This is a genomic window from Streptomyces sp. A1136 (genome assembly GCF_004795055.1).
Lineage (GTDB): Bacteria > Actinomycetota > Actinomycetes > Streptomycetales > Streptomycetaceae > Streptomyces.
The window spans coordinates 18,513-35,592 of sequence record NZ_SSBJ01000030.1; the positions used below are offsets into that span (position 1 = coordinate 18,513).

The 17,080-nt window shown below is 70.4% G+C and carries 16 protein-coding genes and 8 pseudogenes; 14 read left to right on the forward strand and 10 right to left on the reverse strand.

The genetic code is table 11. The features are described from left to right. Position 1: 1 nt before the first annotated feature. Both E6R62_RS26330 and E6R62_RS26335 read right to left on the reverse strand, forming a co-directional pair. A pseudogene (locus E6R62_RS26330) lies at positions 2 to 238 on the reverse strand (helix-turn-helix domain-containing protein); the annotation flags it as partial. A 139-nt stretch (positions 239 to 377) separates the two neighbouring features. After that, on the reverse strand, positions 378 to 1,391 hold the full coding sequence (locus E6R62_RS26335; protein WP_306432472.1) for a helix-turn-helix domain-containing protein: 1,014 nt from the start codon (positions 1,389 to 1,391) through the stop codon (positions 378 to 380). Positions 1,392 to 1,551: 160 nt separating this feature from the next. Here E6R62_RS26335 and E6R62_RS26340 point away from each other — a divergent pair, with 160 nt between their 5' ends. Beyond that, a complete protein-coding gene (locus E6R62_RS26340) occupies positions 1,552 to 2,721 on the forward strand; it encodes an MFS transporter (protein WP_240801905.1) in 1,170 nt (389 codons plus the stop codon). A gap of 69 nt (positions 2,722 to 2,790) precedes the next feature. Here E6R62_RS26340 and E6R62_RS41175 read toward each other — a convergent pair. Continuing rightward, positions 2,791 to 2,946: pseudogene (locus E6R62_RS41175) on the reverse strand (VOC family protein); the annotation flags it as partial. On the opposite strand from E6R62_RS41175, the gene E6R62_RS39800 reads away from it, so the two are divergent. From E6R62_RS39800 to E6R62_RS26370, 5 genes are all read left to right on the forward strand, one after another. Continuing rightward, positions 2,946 to 3,104 carry a hypothetical protein gene (locus tag E6R62_RS39800; protein ID WP_168714190.1) on the forward strand — a complete coding sequence of 53 codons (159 nt, stop codon included), beginning with the start codon at positions 2,946 to 2,948 and terminating at the stop codon, positions 3,102 to 3,104. The pseudogene E6R62_RS41175 and the gene E6R62_RS39800 overlap by 1 nt on opposite strands. Positions 3,105 to 3,579: 475 nt before the next feature. Continuing rightward, entirely contained in the window at positions 3,580 to 4,155 is a 576-nt protein-coding gene (locus E6R62_RS26355; RefSeq protein WP_136215994.1) for a TetR/AcrR family transcriptional regulator, read from the forward strand. A gap of 128 nt (positions 4,156 to 4,283) precedes the next feature. Beyond that, a complete protein-coding gene (locus E6R62_RS26360; RefSeq protein ID WP_136215995.1) occupies positions 4,284 to 5,216 on the forward strand; it encodes an MBL fold metallo-hydrolase in 933 nt (310 codons plus the stop codon). 126 nt (positions 5,217 to 5,342) lie between these two features. Next, positions 5,343 to 5,561 carry a hypothetical protein gene (locus E6R62_RS26365; protein ID WP_136215996.1) on the forward strand — a complete coding sequence of 73 codons (219 nt, stop codon included), beginning with the start codon at positions 5,343 to 5,345 and terminating at the stop codon, positions 5,559 to 5,561. Further along, complete coding sequence (locus E6R62_RS26370; protein ID WP_136215997.1) at positions 5,548 to 6,939, forward strand: amidase; 1,392 nt, start codon at positions 5,548 to 5,550, stop codon at positions 6,937 to 6,939. Before E6R62_RS26365 ends, E6R62_RS26370 begins: the two co-directional genes overlap by 14 nt. 252 nt (positions 6,940 to 7,191) lie before the next feature. On the opposite strand, the gene E6R62_RS26375 is transcribed toward E6R62_RS26370, so the two are convergent. Both E6R62_RS26375 and E6R62_RS26380 read right to left on the reverse strand, forming a co-directional pair. Continuing rightward, positions 7,192 to 7,380 (reverse strand): hypothetical protein, encoded by a 189-nt coding sequence (locus E6R62_RS26375; RefSeq protein WP_136215998.1) that lies wholly within the window; start codon positions 7,378 to 7,380, stop codon positions 7,192 to 7,194. A gap of 158 nt (positions 7,381 to 7,538) precedes the next feature. Further along, the gene (locus E6R62_RS26380) at positions 7,539 to 8,492 is read right to left on the reverse strand and encodes an AraC family transcriptional regulator (protein ID WP_136215999.1); all 954 of its coding nucleotides are present in this window, start codon (positions 8,490 to 8,492) and stop codon (positions 7,539 to 7,541) included. A gap of 220 nt (positions 8,493 to 8,712) precedes the next feature. On the opposite strand from E6R62_RS26380, the gene E6R62_RS26385 reads away from it, so the two are divergent. Next, entirely contained in the window at positions 8,713 to 9,273 is a 561-nt protein-coding gene (locus E6R62_RS26385) for a quercetin 2,3-dioxygenase (protein WP_136216042.1), read from the forward strand. A 1,109-nt stretch (positions 9,274 to 10,382) separates the two neighbouring features. Here the strand turns inward: E6R62_RS26385 and E6R62_RS26400 are convergent. Then, positions 10,383 to 11,375 (reverse strand): DUF4344 domain-containing metallopeptidase, encoded by a 993-nt coding sequence (locus tag E6R62_RS26400; protein WP_168714196.1) that lies wholly within the window; start codon positions 11,373 to 11,375, stop codon positions 10,383 to 10,385. A gap of 93 nt (positions 11,376 to 11,468) precedes the next feature. Then, positions 11,469 to 11,981 (reverse strand): annotated as a pseudogene (locus tag E6R62_RS26405) (hypothetical protein); the annotation flags it as partial. A gap of 199 nt (positions 11,982 to 12,180) precedes the next feature. Here E6R62_RS26405 and E6R62_RS39805 point away from each other — a divergent pair. The 4 genes and pseudogenes from E6R62_RS39805 to E6R62_RS26420 all read left to right on the forward strand — a co-directional run bounded on the left by E6R62_RS39805 (position 12,181) and on the right by E6R62_RS26420 (position 13,654). After that, positions 12,181 to 12,345 (forward strand): hypothetical protein, encoded by a 165-nt coding sequence (locus E6R62_RS39805; protein WP_168714191.1) that lies wholly within the window; start codon positions 12,181 to 12,183, stop codon positions 12,343 to 12,345. 9 nt (positions 12,346 to 12,354) lie between these two features. Then, positions 12,355 to 12,627: a PDZ domain-containing protein gene (locus E6R62_RS42235; protein ID WP_136216043.1), complete on the forward strand. Its 273-nt coding sequence runs from the start codon at positions 12,355 to 12,357 to the stop codon at positions 12,625 to 12,627. 123 nt (positions 12,628 to 12,750) lie between these two features. After that, positions 12,751 to 13,356: pseudogene (locus E6R62_RS41180) on the forward strand (RICIN domain-containing protein); the annotation flags it as partial. Positions 13,357 to 13,468: 112 nt separating this feature from the next. Further along, positions 13,469 to 13,654, forward strand: coding sequence for a hypothetical protein (locus E6R62_RS26420; RefSeq protein WP_240801906.1), 186 nt, complete (start codon positions 13,469 to 13,471; stop codon positions 13,652 to 13,654). 569 nt (positions 13,655 to 14,223) lie between these two features. On the opposite strand, the pseudogene E6R62_RS41185 reads toward E6R62_RS26420, so the two are convergent. Next, a pseudogene (locus tag E6R62_RS41185) lies at positions 14,224 to 14,525 on the reverse strand (hypothetical protein); the annotation flags it as partial. Positions 14,526 to 14,795: 270 nt separating this feature from the next. Here E6R62_RS41185 and E6R62_RS26430 point away from each other — a divergent pair. Beyond that, positions 14,796 to 15,119, forward strand: coding sequence for an STAS domain-containing protein (locus tag E6R62_RS26430; RefSeq protein WP_168714192.1), 324 nt, complete (start codon positions 14,796 to 14,798; stop codon positions 15,117 to 15,119). Positions 15,120 to 15,162: 43 nt separating this feature from the next. On the opposite strand, the pseudogene E6R62_RS26435 reads toward E6R62_RS26430, so the two are convergent. After that, positions 15,163 to 15,427 (reverse strand): annotated as a pseudogene (locus E6R62_RS26435) (transposase); the annotation flags it as partial. Positions 15,428 to 15,485: 58 nt separating this feature from the next. On the opposite strand from E6R62_RS26435, the pseudogene E6R62_RS40330 reads away from it, so the two are divergent. Continuing rightward, positions 15,486 to 15,640: pseudogene (locus E6R62_RS40330) on the forward strand (transposase); the annotation flags it as partial. Between the two features lie 140 nt (positions 15,641 to 15,780). On the opposite strand, the gene E6R62_RS26445 reads toward E6R62_RS40330, so the two are convergent. Further along, positions 15,781 to 16,632, reverse strand: coding sequence for a putative RNA methyltransferase (locus E6R62_RS26445; protein WP_206308851.1), 852 nt, complete (start codon positions 16,630 to 16,632; stop codon positions 15,781 to 15,783). Between the two features lie 264 nt (positions 16,633 to 16,896). Here E6R62_RS26445 and E6R62_RS26450 point away from each other — a divergent pair. Then, positions 16,897 to 17,019: pseudogene (locus E6R62_RS26450) on the forward strand (IS5/IS1182 family transposase); the annotation flags it as partial. Positions 17,020 to 17,080 lie beyond the last annotated feature (61 nt).

A 17,080-nucleotide genomic window follows, 5' to 3' on the forward strand; every position in this document is an offset into this window, starting at 1 on the left:
GGACGTGCGCGGTTTCGGCGGCGTCCGGCCGCACTACCCGTGACAGCGCGCGCAGCACCTGCTCCGAGGTGCGCACCCGGCCCTGCTCCAGCCACGTGTACCAGGAGACGCTGATGCCGGCGAGTTGTGCCACCTCGGCTCGCCGCAGCCCGGGCGTCCGGCGGCCCGGGGCCTGCGGCAGGCCCATGTCCCCCGGCGTGAGCCGTAGGTCCGGGAACGGAGCCACCCGCGCGAGCAACGCCCCAACCTGGGAGGCACCTGATTTCCGTGGGTGAACCGTATGCCCACGTTCGCTCTGCTCCTCGTCCTGCTGCTGGTACTGGTCGCCGCACTGATCGTCGCCGCGCTCGGCTACGCCGTCTACCGGTGCCCGGTACCTAATCACCCGACCGTAGGCGTTCCAGGGCGTCCTCGGAGTCCCTGTCGTCGGGCAGGTAGGCCAGGAAGTGGTGGCCCGGTTCGTCCACGGCGGCCAACTTCACGTACCTAAGGCGCAGTTCGCCCACGGCCGGGTGCCGGAAGCGACGGACCGAGGGCTGGAACCCGGCTGTCTCCCGGCGCTCGTACCAGCGGGCCGCGTCACCGTCCGACAGCAGCTCGTCGGTGAGTTCGGCGAACCGCGGATCGTCAGGCCGGCGAGCGGCACGTGACCGGAACTGGCCGAGCAGGGCACGGGCCTCGTGTTCCCAGTCGGCGAGCAGGGTGCGCGCCGGCGGCCAGCGGAACACCAGCCAGAGGAGGTTGCGCTGCTTGGGGTGCAGCCGCGCCGGGTCGGTCAGTAGCGCGGCGTACCCGGCGTTCCACGCCAGCAGATCCCAGTGGGGGTCGAGGACCACGGCCGGGTGCGGTGTCATGGCCTGCACCAGGCTGAGCAGGTTCGGTGATACCCAGGTGGGGGCGTCGGCGGGTGGCCCGCCATCTTGTACGAAGGACAGGACGTGCGCGGTTTCGGCGGCGTCCAGCCGCAGCGCCCGCGACAGCGCGCGCAGCACCTGCTCCGAGGTGCGCACCCGGCCCTGCTCCAACCACGTGTACCAGGAGACGCTGATGCCGGCGAGTTGTGCCACCTCGGCTCGCCGCAGCCCGGGCGTCCGGCGGCCCGGGGCCTGCGGCAGGCCCACGTCCCCCGGCGTGAGCCGTTCGCGGCGGGACCGCAGGAAAGCCCCAAGCTCGCGGCGGGAGGACCCGGCCGGGGGCGTGGGTACGGCGCTCACCGGCGGGCGCGCCGGCCACCGCAGCGGCGGCCGGCCCCGACCTGCGGGGAACCGCGGTCCACGGGGGGCGGGGTGCAGGGGTCCGGGGGCGATAGCCGGACGCGCGTCATCGTGCCCCTCCTTGAGACAGTGGGCGTCCGCCCGAACGCGGGCGCCCTCTCCTGATGCTGCCGTCACCAGGCGCGATACCGGACCGGCAGGCTGTGCCCGATGGTAATAGCCAACGGTCTTCGCCCCGCAGGTCCCGCTGTTGAACTGGTGAGGGACCGTGTCCGCCCGGGACCGGTCCCCATGTCACTCGTCCTCGTCGGACCCTCTCGGAAGGGGCTTCCACCTCGTGGTCACCACCGTGCCGGCACCCGCGGCGACCTTGCCGGCGTCCTCCCTGCGGCTGTTGGGCACCGCCGGATTCGTCAGCAACTTCGACCGCTTTTGCGTCGCACCCATGCTGGTGCTCATCGGCCGGCAACTCGGAACCCCGCTTCCCACCGTGGCGTGGGCGGCGAGCGGCTACTACCTCGCCTACGGGCTGATGCAGCCGGTGTGGGGGGTGGCCAGCGACCACTGGGGCCGCGTGAGGGTGATGCGGGTGTCGCTGACCGGCGCGGCGCTCGCCGCAGTAGCCTCGGCCCTCGCTCCCGACACTCCCGTGCTGGTCGTGGCCCGCGCCCTGGCCGGCGCGTTCTTCGCCGCCTCCATCGCCACCTCGCTGACGTACGTGGGCGACACGGTACCCGCCGCGACACGGCAGCGCTCCCTCAGCGCGCTGATGACCGCGTTCGCGCTGGGCACCGCCATGGCCACGGTGGTCGCCGGAGCGCTGGCGCACTGGTTCACGTGGCGGCTGGTATTCGCGCTGCCTGGCGTCCCCGCCGCCTGCCTGGTGGTGGCCCTGCGCCGACTGCCCGAGCCCGAACGGGCCCGCTCCGGCCGCCTGATGGCGCCGTTCCGCGTGGTCCTGTCGGCACGGTGGCAGTGGTACGTCATGGTGGTGGCGCTGCTGGAGGGGGCCGTGCTGCTGGGATTTCTGACCTACCTGGCCCCGGCGCTGGAGGCGCACGGAGCTCCTGTCACCCTGGCCGGCGCGGTCGCGGCCCTGTACGGGGTCGGTTCCATGGCGGCGGCGCAGGTGGTCAGGCGGCTCGTCGGACGGTGGTCCCCGACAGGCCTGATCGTGGCCGGCGGGGTGCAGATGGCACTGGCGTACCTGTTCGCCGGCTGCAGCCGGTCCACCGGGGTGCTCGTCGTGGTCGCCCTGCTCCTGGGGGGCGGCTGGTCCTTCATGCACTCCACGGTCCAGTTGTGGGCGACGGACCTGTGCCCGGCGGCCCGCGCGACGGGAGTGGCCCTGTTCGGCGTCGCGCTTTACGTGGGCAGCGCGGCAGCCACCGCGCTGGCGGCCTCCACCGCTCAGGCGCACGACTACCGTTCCCTGTTCTGGTCGGCGGCGTTCTTGACAGTGCCCGTGACGGTGGTCGCGGCTGTGGGCCGGGCACGCTGTCCTTGAGGGACGGCTCGGGCGGTGGCGGGGAATGGACCGGCAGCCGCGCTGCGGCGGGAGGGCTGGGAGGCGGCTGAGGACTTTGACCACGCGGCCGTTCGGGTCGCGGACGAAGAAGTGGCGCACGCCCCACTCGCCGTCGCTCAGCGGGTGGACGATCTCGGCGCCGCGATCTGTCATCGCCGCACACACGGCGTCCTCGACTTCGACGCTCAGGTCTGGGATGACCGGTGTCCGACCTCGCCGACCTCCTCGGTGAGCTTGAGCAGCCCGGCGCGCGCCCTGCTCGTCGCTGCCGGTTCGACCGGACGGGGCTGGTGGCCTGGCTGCCGGCCCACGAGTCGACGTACCCGTTGCTTGCCGGCGGCCTCGCTGACGCCGGACGGTAGGGGGGCGCCGCGCGCCGGTTCCGGCTCGATGACCCACATCTGGTCCTCGCCGATGTCGCGTCGGGGGAGGACCAGTTGTCGGACTGGTCCGCCGACGCCGACGCCGACTCCACCTGGCCGACGGTCCGGCCGTGACGCCGGCTATCAGCGTCTGGGCGCCCAGACCAACGGCCGTGTCGTCACGCCCTCGCACCGCGAGTTCAAGAAGAACCCACCGGACTGGTACGAGGAGATCTACGAACGCCAGCGCAAGGCACACTCCTCACGCCGCATGCGCGTCGAGCGCGGCATCGCACACCTCAAGAACTGGCGAGCACTCGCCCGTCACCTCGGCCGCCGCGAACACATGAGCGACACCCTCCAAGCCGTGGCCGCACTGCTCTCACACCAGCAGACCCTCACCCGCGGGGCGATTCCACGGGGATGGATGGCAGACGCAGACGCAGACGCAATTGCTTCGCGTTAAGCTGGGTGCATGAGTGCCCGACCCACCTCGCGCCCCGGCGGGCGCAGTGCCCGCGTCCAGCAGTCCGTGCACCAGGCCGTGCGTGATCTGGAGGCCGAGGTGGGCCGGGACGCGCTCACCGTGCCACTGATCGCGGCCCGCGCGGGAGTGACGCCGTCCACCGTCTACCGGCGCTGGGGGGACCTGCGGGAGCTGCTGTCGGACGTGGCCGTCGAGCGGTTGCGCCCCGACGCCCCGCCGGTCGACCACGGTGACCTCCGGGCGGACTTGGCGGCGTGGGCGGTGCAGTTCGCGGAGGAGATGTCCTCCACTGTGGGCCGCACCTACGTCCGCGACGCCCTGCTGGGGGACCCAGAGCAGGGCAATGCGCTGCGCTGCTCCGACTACGCAGCCGAGCAGCTGAAGGTCATCGGGGTGCGCGCGGCCGGGCGCGGGGAGGCCGTGCCTGACGTGGAGACCCTGCTGGACGCCGTCGTCGCCCCCCTCCTGTACCGCATCCTCTTCCGCCCCTCGGACCTGTCGTCGGCCTACACCGACCGTCTCGTGGCGACGGTGCTCGGCCCAAGGCCGGCCTCGGGCGGCTAAAAGCTAAATGTTTGCTTTTCGGGGGGCGTGAGGTCTACTCTCACCTACGGCGGTAAACGCAAAAGATTTGCGTTTACCGCCGTAGGTGAGAGGTGTTCCCCTGCCCGCCCATCAGAAAGGACCCGCCGGTGGTCACCACCACGTCCCGTCCTGCCGCCTTCCGCACCAGCACGGGTTGGAACCTCGGCGATCTCGTCGTGCGACGCGTCGACGAGGTCGAACTGCCCCGCCAGACCGGGCCCTGGCTGCTACCGGACGCGACCAGGGAGGTCCTGGACGAGGCGCCGTGGCTGCGCCCCGACTTCGCCGACGCCGACGTGCCGCGGCTGGCGAGCCACAGCTTCGCCGTGGAGGCCGGCGGGCTGCGGATCGTCGTCGACACCGGCATCGGCAACGACAAGCCGCGGGCCAACCCCGCCTGGAACGGCCTTCGCACCGACTTCCCGCAGCGCCTTGCGGCAACCGGCTTCCCGCCCGAGTCCGTGGACCTGGTGATCACCACGCACCTGCACACCGATCACGTCGGCTGGAACACCCGCCTCACCGGCGGGGACTGGGTCCCCACCTTCCCCAACGCCCGCTACCTCGCGAGCCGCACCGAGTGGGACCACTGGGCCACCGCCGAACTGGACGAGCCCCGACGCCAGATGTTCCGCGACTCCGTCACCCCCGTCCGCGACGCCGGACAGTACGACCTCGTGGACGTCCCCGCGCGAGGGCGCGAGGTGGCCCCCGGCGTCCTCCTCCTCCCCGCCCCGGGCCACACCCCGGGACAAGTCGCCGTGGAACTGCGCGGCAGCGACCGCCACGCGCTGATCACCGGCGACAGCATCCACCACCCCGTCCAGCTGTCCCACCCCCACGTGAACAGCTGCGTCGACATCGACCCCGCCCAGGCCGTCCGCACCCGCGCCCGGCTCCTGGACGCCCTGACGGACACCGACGCGCTGCTCCTGGGTACCCACTTCCCGCAGCCCACCGGTGGCACCGTCCGTCGGGAGAACGGCCGCTACCGGCTCCTCGCCGAGCCCGGCGCCCAGCTGCCCGTCAGCTCGGCCTGACCGCGCGGCCCGCTCGCCGGACGAACCTACGCACCCGACCCGGCGCGAGCCGCCGGCCGGCGCCCCGTCGGCTCTCCGAGCGTCGGCCACGCCGCCGCTCCCTCCTCCACCGAAAGGCAGAACCCCATGGCGGCTGATGAACTCACCCCACCCGAGGCCGCCCGCTGGGCCGCCCGAACCGGACTGGTCCTGCCCGCTGAGCGCCACGCGGCCGTCGCCGCGGTCGCCAACCACATCCACAGCGTCGTCAAGCTCCTGCACGAGCTGGACTTCGCGGACGTCCCGCCCGCCACCGCTTACCGCGCCGCACAGCACGAGGAAGAAAAGCGCGATGCAACCGTATGAACTGCCCCTCGCCGCCGCCGCGGACGCGATACGCGCCCGGCGGCTGTCCCCCGTCGAACTGGTCGACTCCGTCCTCGACCACATCGAGGAGGCGGAGCCCCACCTCGGCGCCTACGTCACGGTCACGGCGGAGCAGGCGCGCCGGGCGGCCGTCGAAGCCGCACACGAAGTGGCGCAGGGCCGCCACCGGGGACCGCTGCACGGCATTCCGATGGGGCTCAAAGACCTGATCGACGTCGAGGGGATGGCCACCACGGCCGGCTCCCGGGTCCGCGCCGGCCATCGCGCGACAGCGGACAGCGTGGTCGCCGCCCGGCTGGGCGCGGCCGGTGCGATCCTGCTCGGCAAGACCCACACCCACGAATTCGCGTTCGGCCTGACCACCCCGCAGACCCGCAACGCCTGGGACCGCGGCCGGGTCGCCGGCGGGTCCAGCGGCGGTTCCGCGGTCGCCGTGGCCTCGGGCGCCGCGACCTTCGCCCTGGGCACCGACACCGGAGGGTCCATCCGGGTGCCCGCCGCGCTCAACGGGGTCGTCGGCCTCAAGCCGACCTACGGCCTCGTCCCCCGTCACGGCGTCACCTCCCTGTCCTGGTCGCTGGACCACGTCGGCCCGATCACCCGCACCGTCGAGGACGCCGCGCTGGTCCTGACCGCGCTGGTCGGACACGACCCGCGCGACCCCGCCTCGCTGCCCGTGTCCGCCGCGGACTACCGACCCGGTGCCGGGACGGACCTGACCGGGCTACGCATCGGCCTGCCGCGCACCTACTACTTCGACCACGTCCACCCGCGGGTGGAGACCGCCGTCCGGGACGCCGTCGCACAACTGGAAGCCCTGGGCGCGCGGCTCGTCGAAGTCGACATCCCGATGACCCGCTACATCCAAGCCACCCAGTGGGGCCTGATGGTGCCCGAAGCCGGCGCCTACCACGAGCACAGTCTGCGCACGGTCCCCGACCGGTACCAGGAGGACGTCCGCATCCTCCTGGAGGCGAGCGAGCTGATGAGCGCCGGTGACTACCTGCGCGCCCAGCGCTCCCGCACGCTCATGCGCGCGCAGTGGGCACGGATGCTGGAGGAGGTCGACGTGATCGCCGCCCCGAGTGTCCCCATGCCCGCGGTCGAGGTTGACGAGGAAACCGTCACCTGGCCCGACGGCACCCCCGAGAGCGTCTCCGACGCCTACGTACGCCTCTGCGCCCCCGCCAACATCACCGGAGTGCCCGCCCTGACCGTTCCGGTCGGCCACGACGAGGCGGGCCTGCCCATCGGCATGCAACTGCTCGGCCGGCCCCTCGGAGAGCCCACGCTCCTGCGGGTCGGCCACGCCTACGAGCAGACGCAGCCCGCCCGGGCACTCGCCACCTCCGGCTGACCTTCCCGGCTACCCGGCCACCGCACGAAACCCCGCGTGGACCGGTGGCGTACGGGTCCCAACCACGGCCGAATGTCCCCGATTCGCCCCGAAACGGTCAGGGTGCATCCGGGGCGTGCCGCAGGCCTCCTCGATGCGCCAGGGCGGAGCAGGCGGAGTTTGCCTCGGCCCGGACCAGGCCGCCGTCCGCTTGTCCAGGGAAGGCGGGAAAACGGACGGAAGCGACCGCAGCCATGAGCAGCGGCACGGCAGTCACCAAGGATTTGCGCGGGAGGTCTGGCCTGCCCTGTGAGAGCAGCCCGTCCGGGTGGCGCGGATGTTGACGCCTTCGATGCGGCCGTTGTGGTGGGGCAGGGCGAGGCCGGCGTTGACGGCGGCGCGGTCGAGTCCCAGGCCGTTGCAGAAGCTGTGCACGTGGGGCAGAGCGTCGCACCCGGACATGGACCACGACCTTCCGGGCGTCGACCGGCACATCCGCCACGGTCCCGCTGCGGTATCCGTGGACCTTCCGGGTCGGCACCCGGCACACCCGGCACACCGGGCAGGGCGGGGGAACATCCGGGGTCCGGGCACGATTCACAGCTTCGGACCCTCTTGGTCTATCCGGATGCGGTCTGGCTGTTGGCGTTTCCGGGGACTGGTGCGGTAGGTGCGCTGACGACCAAGGCACGGAACTTGGTGGGGGTGGTATCAGTGCGCTGGCGGAAGAAGGCGCTGAAGGCGGTCGGGTGTTTGAAGCCGATGCGCTCGCCGATGACGGCGGGGGTCAGGGTGGTGTGGACGAGGAGCCGTTTCGCTTCCAGAAGGACCCGGTCGTCGATGAAGCGTTTGGCGCCGCATCCGATGGCGGCGTGGGTGGCGCGGGTGAGAGTGCGCGTGCTGTAGCCGACGCGTGCGGCGTAGTCCTCGACGCGGTGGGTGAGGGTGAAGTCCTGCTCGACGGCCTCGCGGAACCGGCGGAACGGCTCGCCGGCCGCACCCTCCGGGAGTGCGGAGCCGTCCACGTGGGCGAGACGGATCAGAAGGGCGGACAGCAGGTGCCGCATCGTCTCGATGTGTGCCGTCAACGGCAGATCGGAAAGGTGGGCGTATTCGTCTTTGAGAGCGTTGAGGACGCGGCACAGTGACTCCGCCTGCCGGACGGAGGGGGTCCCATGCCGGGGGCGGCCGTGTTCGGAGGGGCTGGTGAGCGTGGCGGTGGCATCGCTGAGGAAACCGGCCGGGAAGACGACCACGGTGCCCCTGGCGCGGTCCAGCGGGGTCAGAAACTCCACGACCTGGCTGGGCCGTACCCACAGCCAGTCGCCCGGAGAGACCTCGTCCGTACTGAAGTCGACCGAGCAGCGCAGCATGCCCGCCTCAACGTGCACGAGCAGGTGGAAGACGGGGCGACTGGGCCGGTAGGGGTCGACGCCGTGGCTGTGGGCACGTTCGGTGAGACGCTCAAGCGGCAGCACCTCTATGCCTGGCGGCGTGCCCGGCGTCGGACGGTAGGGGATGGCCGCGAAGTCCCGCGCAGACGAGCCCTGACAAGCCTGTCCGTATTTCTTCATGACGTGTCCCAAGTATAGGCGGTGTGCCCCGCTCCTCGGCATAGCGTGAATGGGGTCGGAACGCGGTCTGACTGCCCACGGGCGCGTCGAATACGAGGCCGTAGTGTCCGAAACCCTCAAAAGGGCGGCCTGATCATCTCCTGCGTCGGCCCCCGCCGCGTACACGGCCCGACTTCGCATGAGTGTCATCCGCTTCCCCACGACGATCGGCAGACCACAGATGACCATCGAATACACCACCCGCTACCGCACCCGCTCACACATCCCCACCGAGCCGGGCACGCCCTATTTCATCGAGAAGGGGCACGGCGACCGCGCCCATCTCTTCGGCGACCTGGTCACCATTTACGCGGGCGGCGAGCAGACCGAGAACTCCTTCAACTTCTTTACCGTCGAAGGCCCCAAGGGCGACATCATCCCGGCACACTCCCACCCCGACACCCATGAGGTCTTCTACATCGCCGACGGCGCGGTCCAGCTGTTCGTCGAGGACCTGCAGGGCAACCAGCACGAGAAGCTGCTGACCCCGGGCGACTTCGGCTTCGTGCCCAAGAACTGCCCGCACGCATACCGCATGGAGCGCCACCACAGCAGGGTCGTCGGCGTGGCCGCCGGCCCCGGCCGCACGTTCGAGCGGTTCTTCGAGAACTTCGGCGCCCCCACCGACGCGCTCACCCTGCCCTGCAAACCTGTCGTTCCCGAACCCGGCAAGTTCGCCACCGTCCCCCAGCAGTACGACGTGACCTTTCTGCCTGATCACCGGTGGCACGCTGGAGCCTGATCCCCATCCACCGGCGCGCCACCCGCCGCACCGCCCCTATTCCACGGGCGACGATCGTTTTGTCTCCTGATGGCACCGTCGGCCTCGTAGCCCCCCAGGCCCACTTCATCTCCACTCCTACATCCGCCAGGCGCAGGCAGCCGCCCGTACAGGCTGCTGCTGGCGGGAATTTGGAGGCTGCCGCACCGGCGGCCCCGCCGGCGGTGTCCGGTCCGGCAGCCAGGAGCGCGGCTGCCGGTCGATGCCCGGGGGGTGCCCCTGGGGGTGCGGCGCAGGGTGGGGCGTGGGAGGTGCCCGCATCTCACGGTCAGCGAACAAAACCCGCTGGCTTTCACCGCCAGGTGGCGGCGGACCCGGGAGAGAAGGCGCCCCCGGCTCCGCCGAGATCGCCGCGCCGCATCGGGAGCGGGTGTGCATCCGCGCGATTTCGACAGGAGAAACGATCCGCCGGCGCCGGAGTCACGGCGCGGCCGCTCGGAACGGCCCCCGCCTGCGTGCAGGCGACTCTGCGGCCGGTTCAGCGCGCGGGACACAGAAGAGAGCACGACGCCGTCCCCCGGTAACAGCACGCCCCAGCGTCCACCTTGCCGGCTTTTGGTTTTGGCGGAGCGGATCCAGTCCGCGGTCTGGGCGATGCCGTGGTGACACTACGTCAAATGACGGATCGTGAGTCCTGGATGACCCGGCAGCCGGCCACCGCGCCCGTGCCCGAACGACTGCGCCTCGACGAGCACGCCGCCGCGTCCGTCCTCGCGTACGCGGCCGAGCAGCGGGCGCAAGTCGTGTCCTCGCCTCGGTGCAGGAGGACATCGCCGCCCACGGCTATCCCGCCCCGGACACCGGGGTCCCGGGGGAGACCGCCCGCGCTGTCCACCCGGCCCACCTCGCGGATGAGCAGCCTCGTGTCGCCTGACCCCTCCGCGCGCCGCTCGCGCGTCGTCATGGTGGAGCCGCACTCACCCAGCTCAACAAACGCTCCGAGAACGAGACCCACCGTCTGGACCGCGCCATCGACGCCATCAGTGTCAGCCCCCGAACCCGCCGTCGAAGTCCCCGAACCATGCTGCGCGACTACGCGGACGGGATCGACGGGGTACGCGTCATCCAACTCATTGACCTCTGCGGATCTCGTCGATGCGCTTCGTCAGAGTCTCCGTCTCCGTGAGCAGCCGCCCGTGCGCCTTCTTCTGCTCCTCGGCACCCCGGTCGCTGAACGCCCCGCTGAAGTGGGGTCGGAGCTGGGTCCACCAGCCGTAGTCCAGCATTGCCCATGCCTGCGGGCAGAGGGGGGCGCGGGTCTGCGGGAGATAGCCGCTGTCGACCAGGGCCTGCTGGTACTTCTTCGGGTCGCTGCCCTCCAGGTAGCACAGGAAGTTGAAGGCCCGCTGCTGGGTGACGGGGTGGTCGCTCGACATGCCCTCCAGGGTCGGCGTGCCTTCCTTGCGTGCGATCTCGTCGAAGAGGATCGCGGCGGCCAGCGACGGACCCGGCCCGACCTCGTTGACGGTATAGAAGGACGCGAAGCCGTCCGCCGCGTCCTCTTCGAGACCGAGGTTGGCCAGGAGGAGCTGGCGCTGCAGGGCATGGCCCATCTCGTGGCCGAAGATGAATTCGGTCGACAGCACGGTCAGGTCGTCGGTGTTGTACTCGGACGCGGGGAACGGGGCGGGCCGTTCGACGGTCTTCACGACGTCGGTGAGGGCCTTCTCGATCTCGGTCAGGAACGGTGGCGGGACGAAGATCGTCCTGCCGTCGGGCTGGGTGACGGCGTCGGTGACGCCGGGCGGCACGGCGGCGGTGACCTTCACGACCATGTCGTGCGGGAGGGTGAGTGATCTGTTCACCCAGTCGGCCGTACGCTCCAGCACGCGGGAGGTCCGGATGAGTGCCACGGCCTTCCGGTCCTGCGGTTTGACCGTTTGTGCCTCGTAGACGACGGTGACCCTGCCGGAGCGCGCCGCCTGGGGGCGGGGCCCTGCTCCAGGCCCCTGCCCGGCGTCGCGGGCCTCGCGGCTGCACCCGGTCGAGACGACCCCGGCGAGGATCAGCACACCTGACAGGACGATGCGCGCCCTCTTCGAGCGACCGGCGGTGTTCGTCATCCTTGATCGGCTCCCGTCGCGTGTCCCCGCACTGATCCTCCGGCCGTCCGGAGGCGGGTGCCCGTCGAGCCGCCCGTACGGGGGACCGTTCGCCGTGTGGTGGACCTCCAGGGCGGAGACGACCTCGGCCGGCCCTTTCATGCGGAAGCCGCCTGGTGCCAGATCGAGGTCGGCGATGTCGCGGGCGACCAGCCGCTTCAGGCCGGGGTGGGTTTTTGGCTGCGGGGGAGACAGGACCGTCACCGGCACGTGGTACTGCACCGCGATCAGCCCGGAGAAGGTCACCGGGATCTCGTAGGAGTACTGCTTGTGGTTGCGCCATTGCGTGACCATGGTCTGCACGCGGGTGTTCGGCGGGACCTTGCCGGAGATCTGTGACTTCGAGGCCCAGCTGGTGTTCAAGGAGCCGCCTACGGTGGCCGCGATACCCAGGGCCAGCTGAGCGTTGAGCGACGCGTTGCCGGTGGCGCTGCCGCTTGTCGTGAACCCAATCGAGTTGGTCATCGTGTTCGAGACGGAGTTCGTCGCGGAGGTGCTCGCGGACGTCTCGGTGGTGTCGGAGGTGTCGACCCCGACGCTGTCCTCGCTGTTCTTGTTGGTCACCGTTCCTGGTGCGGTCGCGGCGCTCCGAGCGCCGACGCCTCCGTCGTCTGTCCCTGACCTCGATGCCCCGGGGCCGGCCAGGACGGTAGTGTTCCCGCCGGACGGGCGGGTCCGCTCAAGTCCAAGGCATGCGCAGATCCAGGCTCCGCAGTACACGCGCATCGTCCGGGTGGACCCCTGGTGCAGCGGCATGAGCTGCCCTGTGTCCATTGCCTCCGACGGCTCGTCCGCCGGCTTTTCGCTGCAGAGCAACAACTGGGTGTGGAGCCGGCCTTTCAAGGTTGACGTTGTCGCTGCGGACGACGCGCCCATGGCAGGGGGCCGGTTCACCGGCACTCTCACCTTTGAAGGTGTGGTGGTGGACTGAAGCGTCAACATCACCCAGGGCACTCCCGGGGGCCTTCGGCGGGTACGTCAGCAGCGTCCCCGGGGAGGAGGCGCCCGGGTTCGTTTCGTCGACCCCGATCTGAATGCCGCCGCCGCGGGATTCCGAGACAAGGACATCATCACCTCCGTCGACGGTCAGCCGGTCACGTCGGCGGCATCCCTCAGCGCCGCCCTCGCCGATAAGCGAGCCGGAACCGCGGTGCCCGTGGGCATCACGCGCAACGGTACCCAGATGACCTTGCAACACACGGTCGACGAGTGATCGCCACGACGTCCACGCGCGTGCGCGCTTGCCGCCTTCCGCTCCTTCGGTCTTCGGACACGATCGGCAAGACCTCAGTCCTGGCCGCCCGACACACGGTGAGGGGATGACGATGAGCGCAGCGGTGACGGCGGTCCCGCCACCTCCGCCCGGCTGAACTACCCATTCCCATTCGGGCTCGCGGTCGACTGCGTCGGCGCCCTCTACATCGCCGACTACGTCAACCACCGGTACGGAAGGTCGCGGCGGCCGCCATGGCGGGAGTGCCCGAATCGGGCACGGTGGTGTCCTGGGCGAGCGTCCGCAGCCGGCTGCGGATCGGGGTCACGCGAGAGTCGCTCAAGGACGGGGCCAAGAATCCAGCAGTCGCTCGCCGCTCCCCGCCAGTCGCAGCGGTGGCGGCTGGTCGTAGCCGGTAGGAGCGACAGCGGCGACGTGGTCTACACGATCGAGAACATGCGCAGCGGGGAAGGTTCTGGAGGTCGACGAAGCCCAGGGGGCGCCCGGGGCGGTGGTCGCGCCGCGCGCCTACGAAGGCGACGAGGCACACCATCGGCACTGGCGGCTGATCCCGGTGGGCGCCGTGGCCGACGACCCCGGGTCTACGAGATCGCGAACCGGAGCAGCGGTCTGCTTCTGGGCGTCGAAACCAACGCGCCTGTGGTGATCACGCAGCACCGGGCGGAAGGAGACCACCGGGGCAGGCAGTGGCAGTTGCGGCGGGTGTGACGCACGGGCAGGGAGCAGGAGCGGCCTCGCCGATCCTGTCCCTGCCCTTTCAGCCGGGCGCTGCTCGGCCTCACGTCTAGGGGCCTCCCGGGCGGGCGGTTCGACCGCTTCGGTGGCCAATGAGCGCGTAGTCGCCGCGGTAACCGGCTGGGACGGCGGAGCCGGCACCACGACATATGCCGACCCGCGCAACCAACTCGTCAGCATCTTGCTCACTCGGACAGGGATGCCCGCCCCCGGACTCGGCGCGGGCCGTGCGGACTTCTGGACCACCCGCTACCAGGCCATCGACGACTGACCGGCCCTATCTGTATAAGGCCGGGCGGACGTCGCGGTCGGAGCCGGACGACCGGCGGATCACCGCGAGGACGCAGTCCTCGACCCCGGCCCGGTTCGAGGCGGCGGCGGTGGTCTCGGACCGGGTTCCCCAGGAGGTGGGCCAGATTGCCAAGGCGGCGGTCCGGTGCGAAGCACGCGCTGCGGGTGACCGACACGCTGGACGCGTTCTCGCAGAGCCCGGAACCGACCGCACCCGTCGTCAGAAAGGGCCTGGTGCCGGACCCGGCGCCGGCCCGCGTGGAACGCCCCCGCGGCTGGGGCCGATCGCGGCCTGGTCGACGGATGTCCCGGGGGCGGCGTCCGCGTACACGCACATCTCAAGGCAGTCCTGCCTCGGAGTCCGCGTCAGAGGGGACGGTCCGCTGGACAGGAACAGGTCAGAGATCCGCAGCGCCGCTTCGAAGACGGCCTTCTCGCCGCCCCGGATATTTCATTGTGATCAGGCACCTTCTTCTTCCACGCTAGCGGGAACCCGTGCCAGTCGGTTCCGTTCGCGACGCCGGGACCACCCCATCGAGGGGGCCGCTACTAGGACATGGGAGGCGCAAGCGGGATCACGCCACTTTGGATGTCTGCCGGCTCCGGGAGGATCGGAACAGCGCTGTGTAGGGGGCCCCCCGAGCTGGTGAACAAGTCTATGAGGTCGCTGCGGTACTGGGTGTGTCGTAGCCGCGGCGGATACGCTGAATGAGGTGTTCGCGGGTGCTGAAGGCGGCGTTGGAGAGCCGGCCGCGTCGCAGGAGGGACCAGATCCTTCGACGGGGTTGAAGTCGGTGTGTGTAGGGCGGCAGGTAGAAGATGGTCAGCCAATCGCGGGCTTCGGCGAACTTGGGCCGTGAACATCTGCAGGTGCGCCGACGTCTCGTGCTACCTGTCCTGCCTTGGTGCGGGGAGGGTGGTGGATGGTGCCTGATGTGTGCCAGGCTGCGTGGACAACCAGCCTGGTCTGGTAGGAGGCCCCGCGCCGCCCTTGAGGGTCATGTGGTGACCGGGTCGCGGTACGGGTTGTCTTGCTCGACTGCACGCGGCCCTATGCCGCCTGCTCGACGCCCCCTTCGCCGGGCGGCCTGATGGGCTTGCCCCCGATCCACTGGGGGACCATGAACGACTTCACCGTGGTGACCCGCCGGCACCACCACACCTACACCCTGATCATCGTCACCGGCGACATGGACGTCCAGAGCCGTCCCGAACTCGAGAAGGCAACCCACGCCGCAGCCGACATTCCGCTGGATAGCCGGATGCTGCAGCTGGACCTGTCGGGCGTCTTCTTCATGGACTCCAGCGGCCTCAAACTCCTGCTCGTGCTCCGTCGACGCCTTGAGGCGACAGGCGGACACCTCACCGTCACCGGCCTCCAGCACCAACCCACGGCCCTGCTCCTGCTGACCGGCACCCACGGCCTCCTCACCGCCCGCCCCTGACGATTCCCTAAGACCGTGTCCTACATAGTCAGTTTGAGGACCTCAGCCGGGGCCAGACACCGGCACGCGACCAGATCAGGAACCGGCGAGGCACGGTCGACTTCGACGCCCCGAAACACGGCGGCAGAGCCCGCCCCGCGCATCCACTGACGAGCACGTAGACCATCGCGGCGAACACCGCCTCGTCATCGATGTTCGCGAACCCAACCACCCTGCGGCCGTGCGCGAACAGGAGGGAGTAACGGCTTTGCTGTCTTCCACAGCCCGTCCGGAACGATCCATCCCGAGCACAGCGGACACTCAGCCATGTAGGACACGATCCAAGCGCGTGTCCTACATGGTGAGGCAGGCGTCGCTGACCGCGATGTGGGGCGGGGGACGTGGAGTTGGATTGTTCGGGAAGGATTGTGGGAGATCGTTGAGCCGCTGATCCCTCCGTCCAAGGTGAGCCGCTGTTCGCGGCGATCATCGACGTGCTGGTCGGTGGCTGTGCGTGGCGGGCACTGCCGCCGTGCTTCGGGACAGGAACTCGGTGGGCCCGCCGTACCTGGCCACCCGCCGGAGTTGCGGCGCGCGTCGTGGCTTCCCCGCAGCGCAGGGAAGCCACGACGCCCGGCGTGACCGTTGCTCGTCGGTCAGCGGGCGCATGCGCCGCTCGTGGTCACCGAGGCTGGTAGGCGGTGGCCAGGACGGAGACGGTGACCTGATCGGGCAGGACGCGGCCGTCGTTCAGGTCTGCACGATTCACGTGGCGTGCGCTCGGCGTCATCGCAAGCAGGTCCAGGGCATCCGTCCTGGTCAAGAGCGTGGAATACTCCACCTGTTCGGTAACGGCCACCTCGAAGAAGGGGTTGAGCGCCCGGTGCAGGCGCTGTTCCTTGGCCGGGTCGATCGTGAGCATGGCAGACACCTGGCCGCGCAGCTCGGCCAAGTGCCGCCCGGTGGGGCGGACCACGATCAGCCGGCCGGTCGGGCGCAGTATGCGGTGGAACTCGGCCGGGTTGCGTGGCGCGAACACGTCCAGCACGACATCGGCCGCCGCGTCGGCCAGTGGGAAGGGACGGAAGACGTCCCAGGCCACCGCTGCGGCTCGGTCGTGGGCACGGGCTGCCGTGCGCAGTGCGCGCACCGATGTGTCCAGTCCCAGACCACGGGTGCCGGGCAGATGGTCGAGTACGCCAGTCAGGTAGTAGCCCGTGCCGCAGCCCACATCCACCACCGTGCCCCGCTCAGAGACGGCGTCGGCCGCCAGGCGGGCCCCGACTTCGCGGATGGGCGCGTAGATGCCGGCGGACAGGAACCGGGCTCGGGCCTGCACCATGGCCGCGTCGTCGCCACTGGTGGCGCAGGTGCCCGTCAGCAGACCGGCATAGCCGTGGCGGGCGATGTCGAATGTATGGCCCACCGGGCAACGCAGTGCACCGCGGTCATGGTGCAGGCGGCGCGTACGACACGTCGGGCAACGCAGCAGGTCAAGGGACAGATCGAGGGCAGGGGGAAGCGACACAGGCACGAGACACTCCTGGTAAGGGGGGAAGGGAAGGGATCGTGCCTGCGCGATCGAAGCGTCACTGCCTCAGTAAGGAACGGGCAGTATCGGGACGTGAATCACGCAGCAGGCACGCCAAGGAGGGCGACGCCGTCCGGCATCGCCCTCAGCGCCTTCCGATCACAGGAAGCAGCAGTGCGGGGTGCTCATGAATGCCACGTCATAAGTCTACGAGCACAGCGAGCGAAGCCCTTTATGCCGCCCTTCGTGCCCAGGAGTTAGGAGACACGACCTGACCTAACCCTGCGTCGACTCGCCCCGCTGTCCGGGGTGTCGAAGTCCGCCGCCGACCGGATCATCGACCACCTCGGACCCTCGCTCGCGCTCCAGCAGGGTCGGCGGTTCCGCAAAGCCGAACTCGCGGCGCCCCGGCGCGGACGGCTGCGTGGTCGGGGTGACGCCCAGCTCCGAT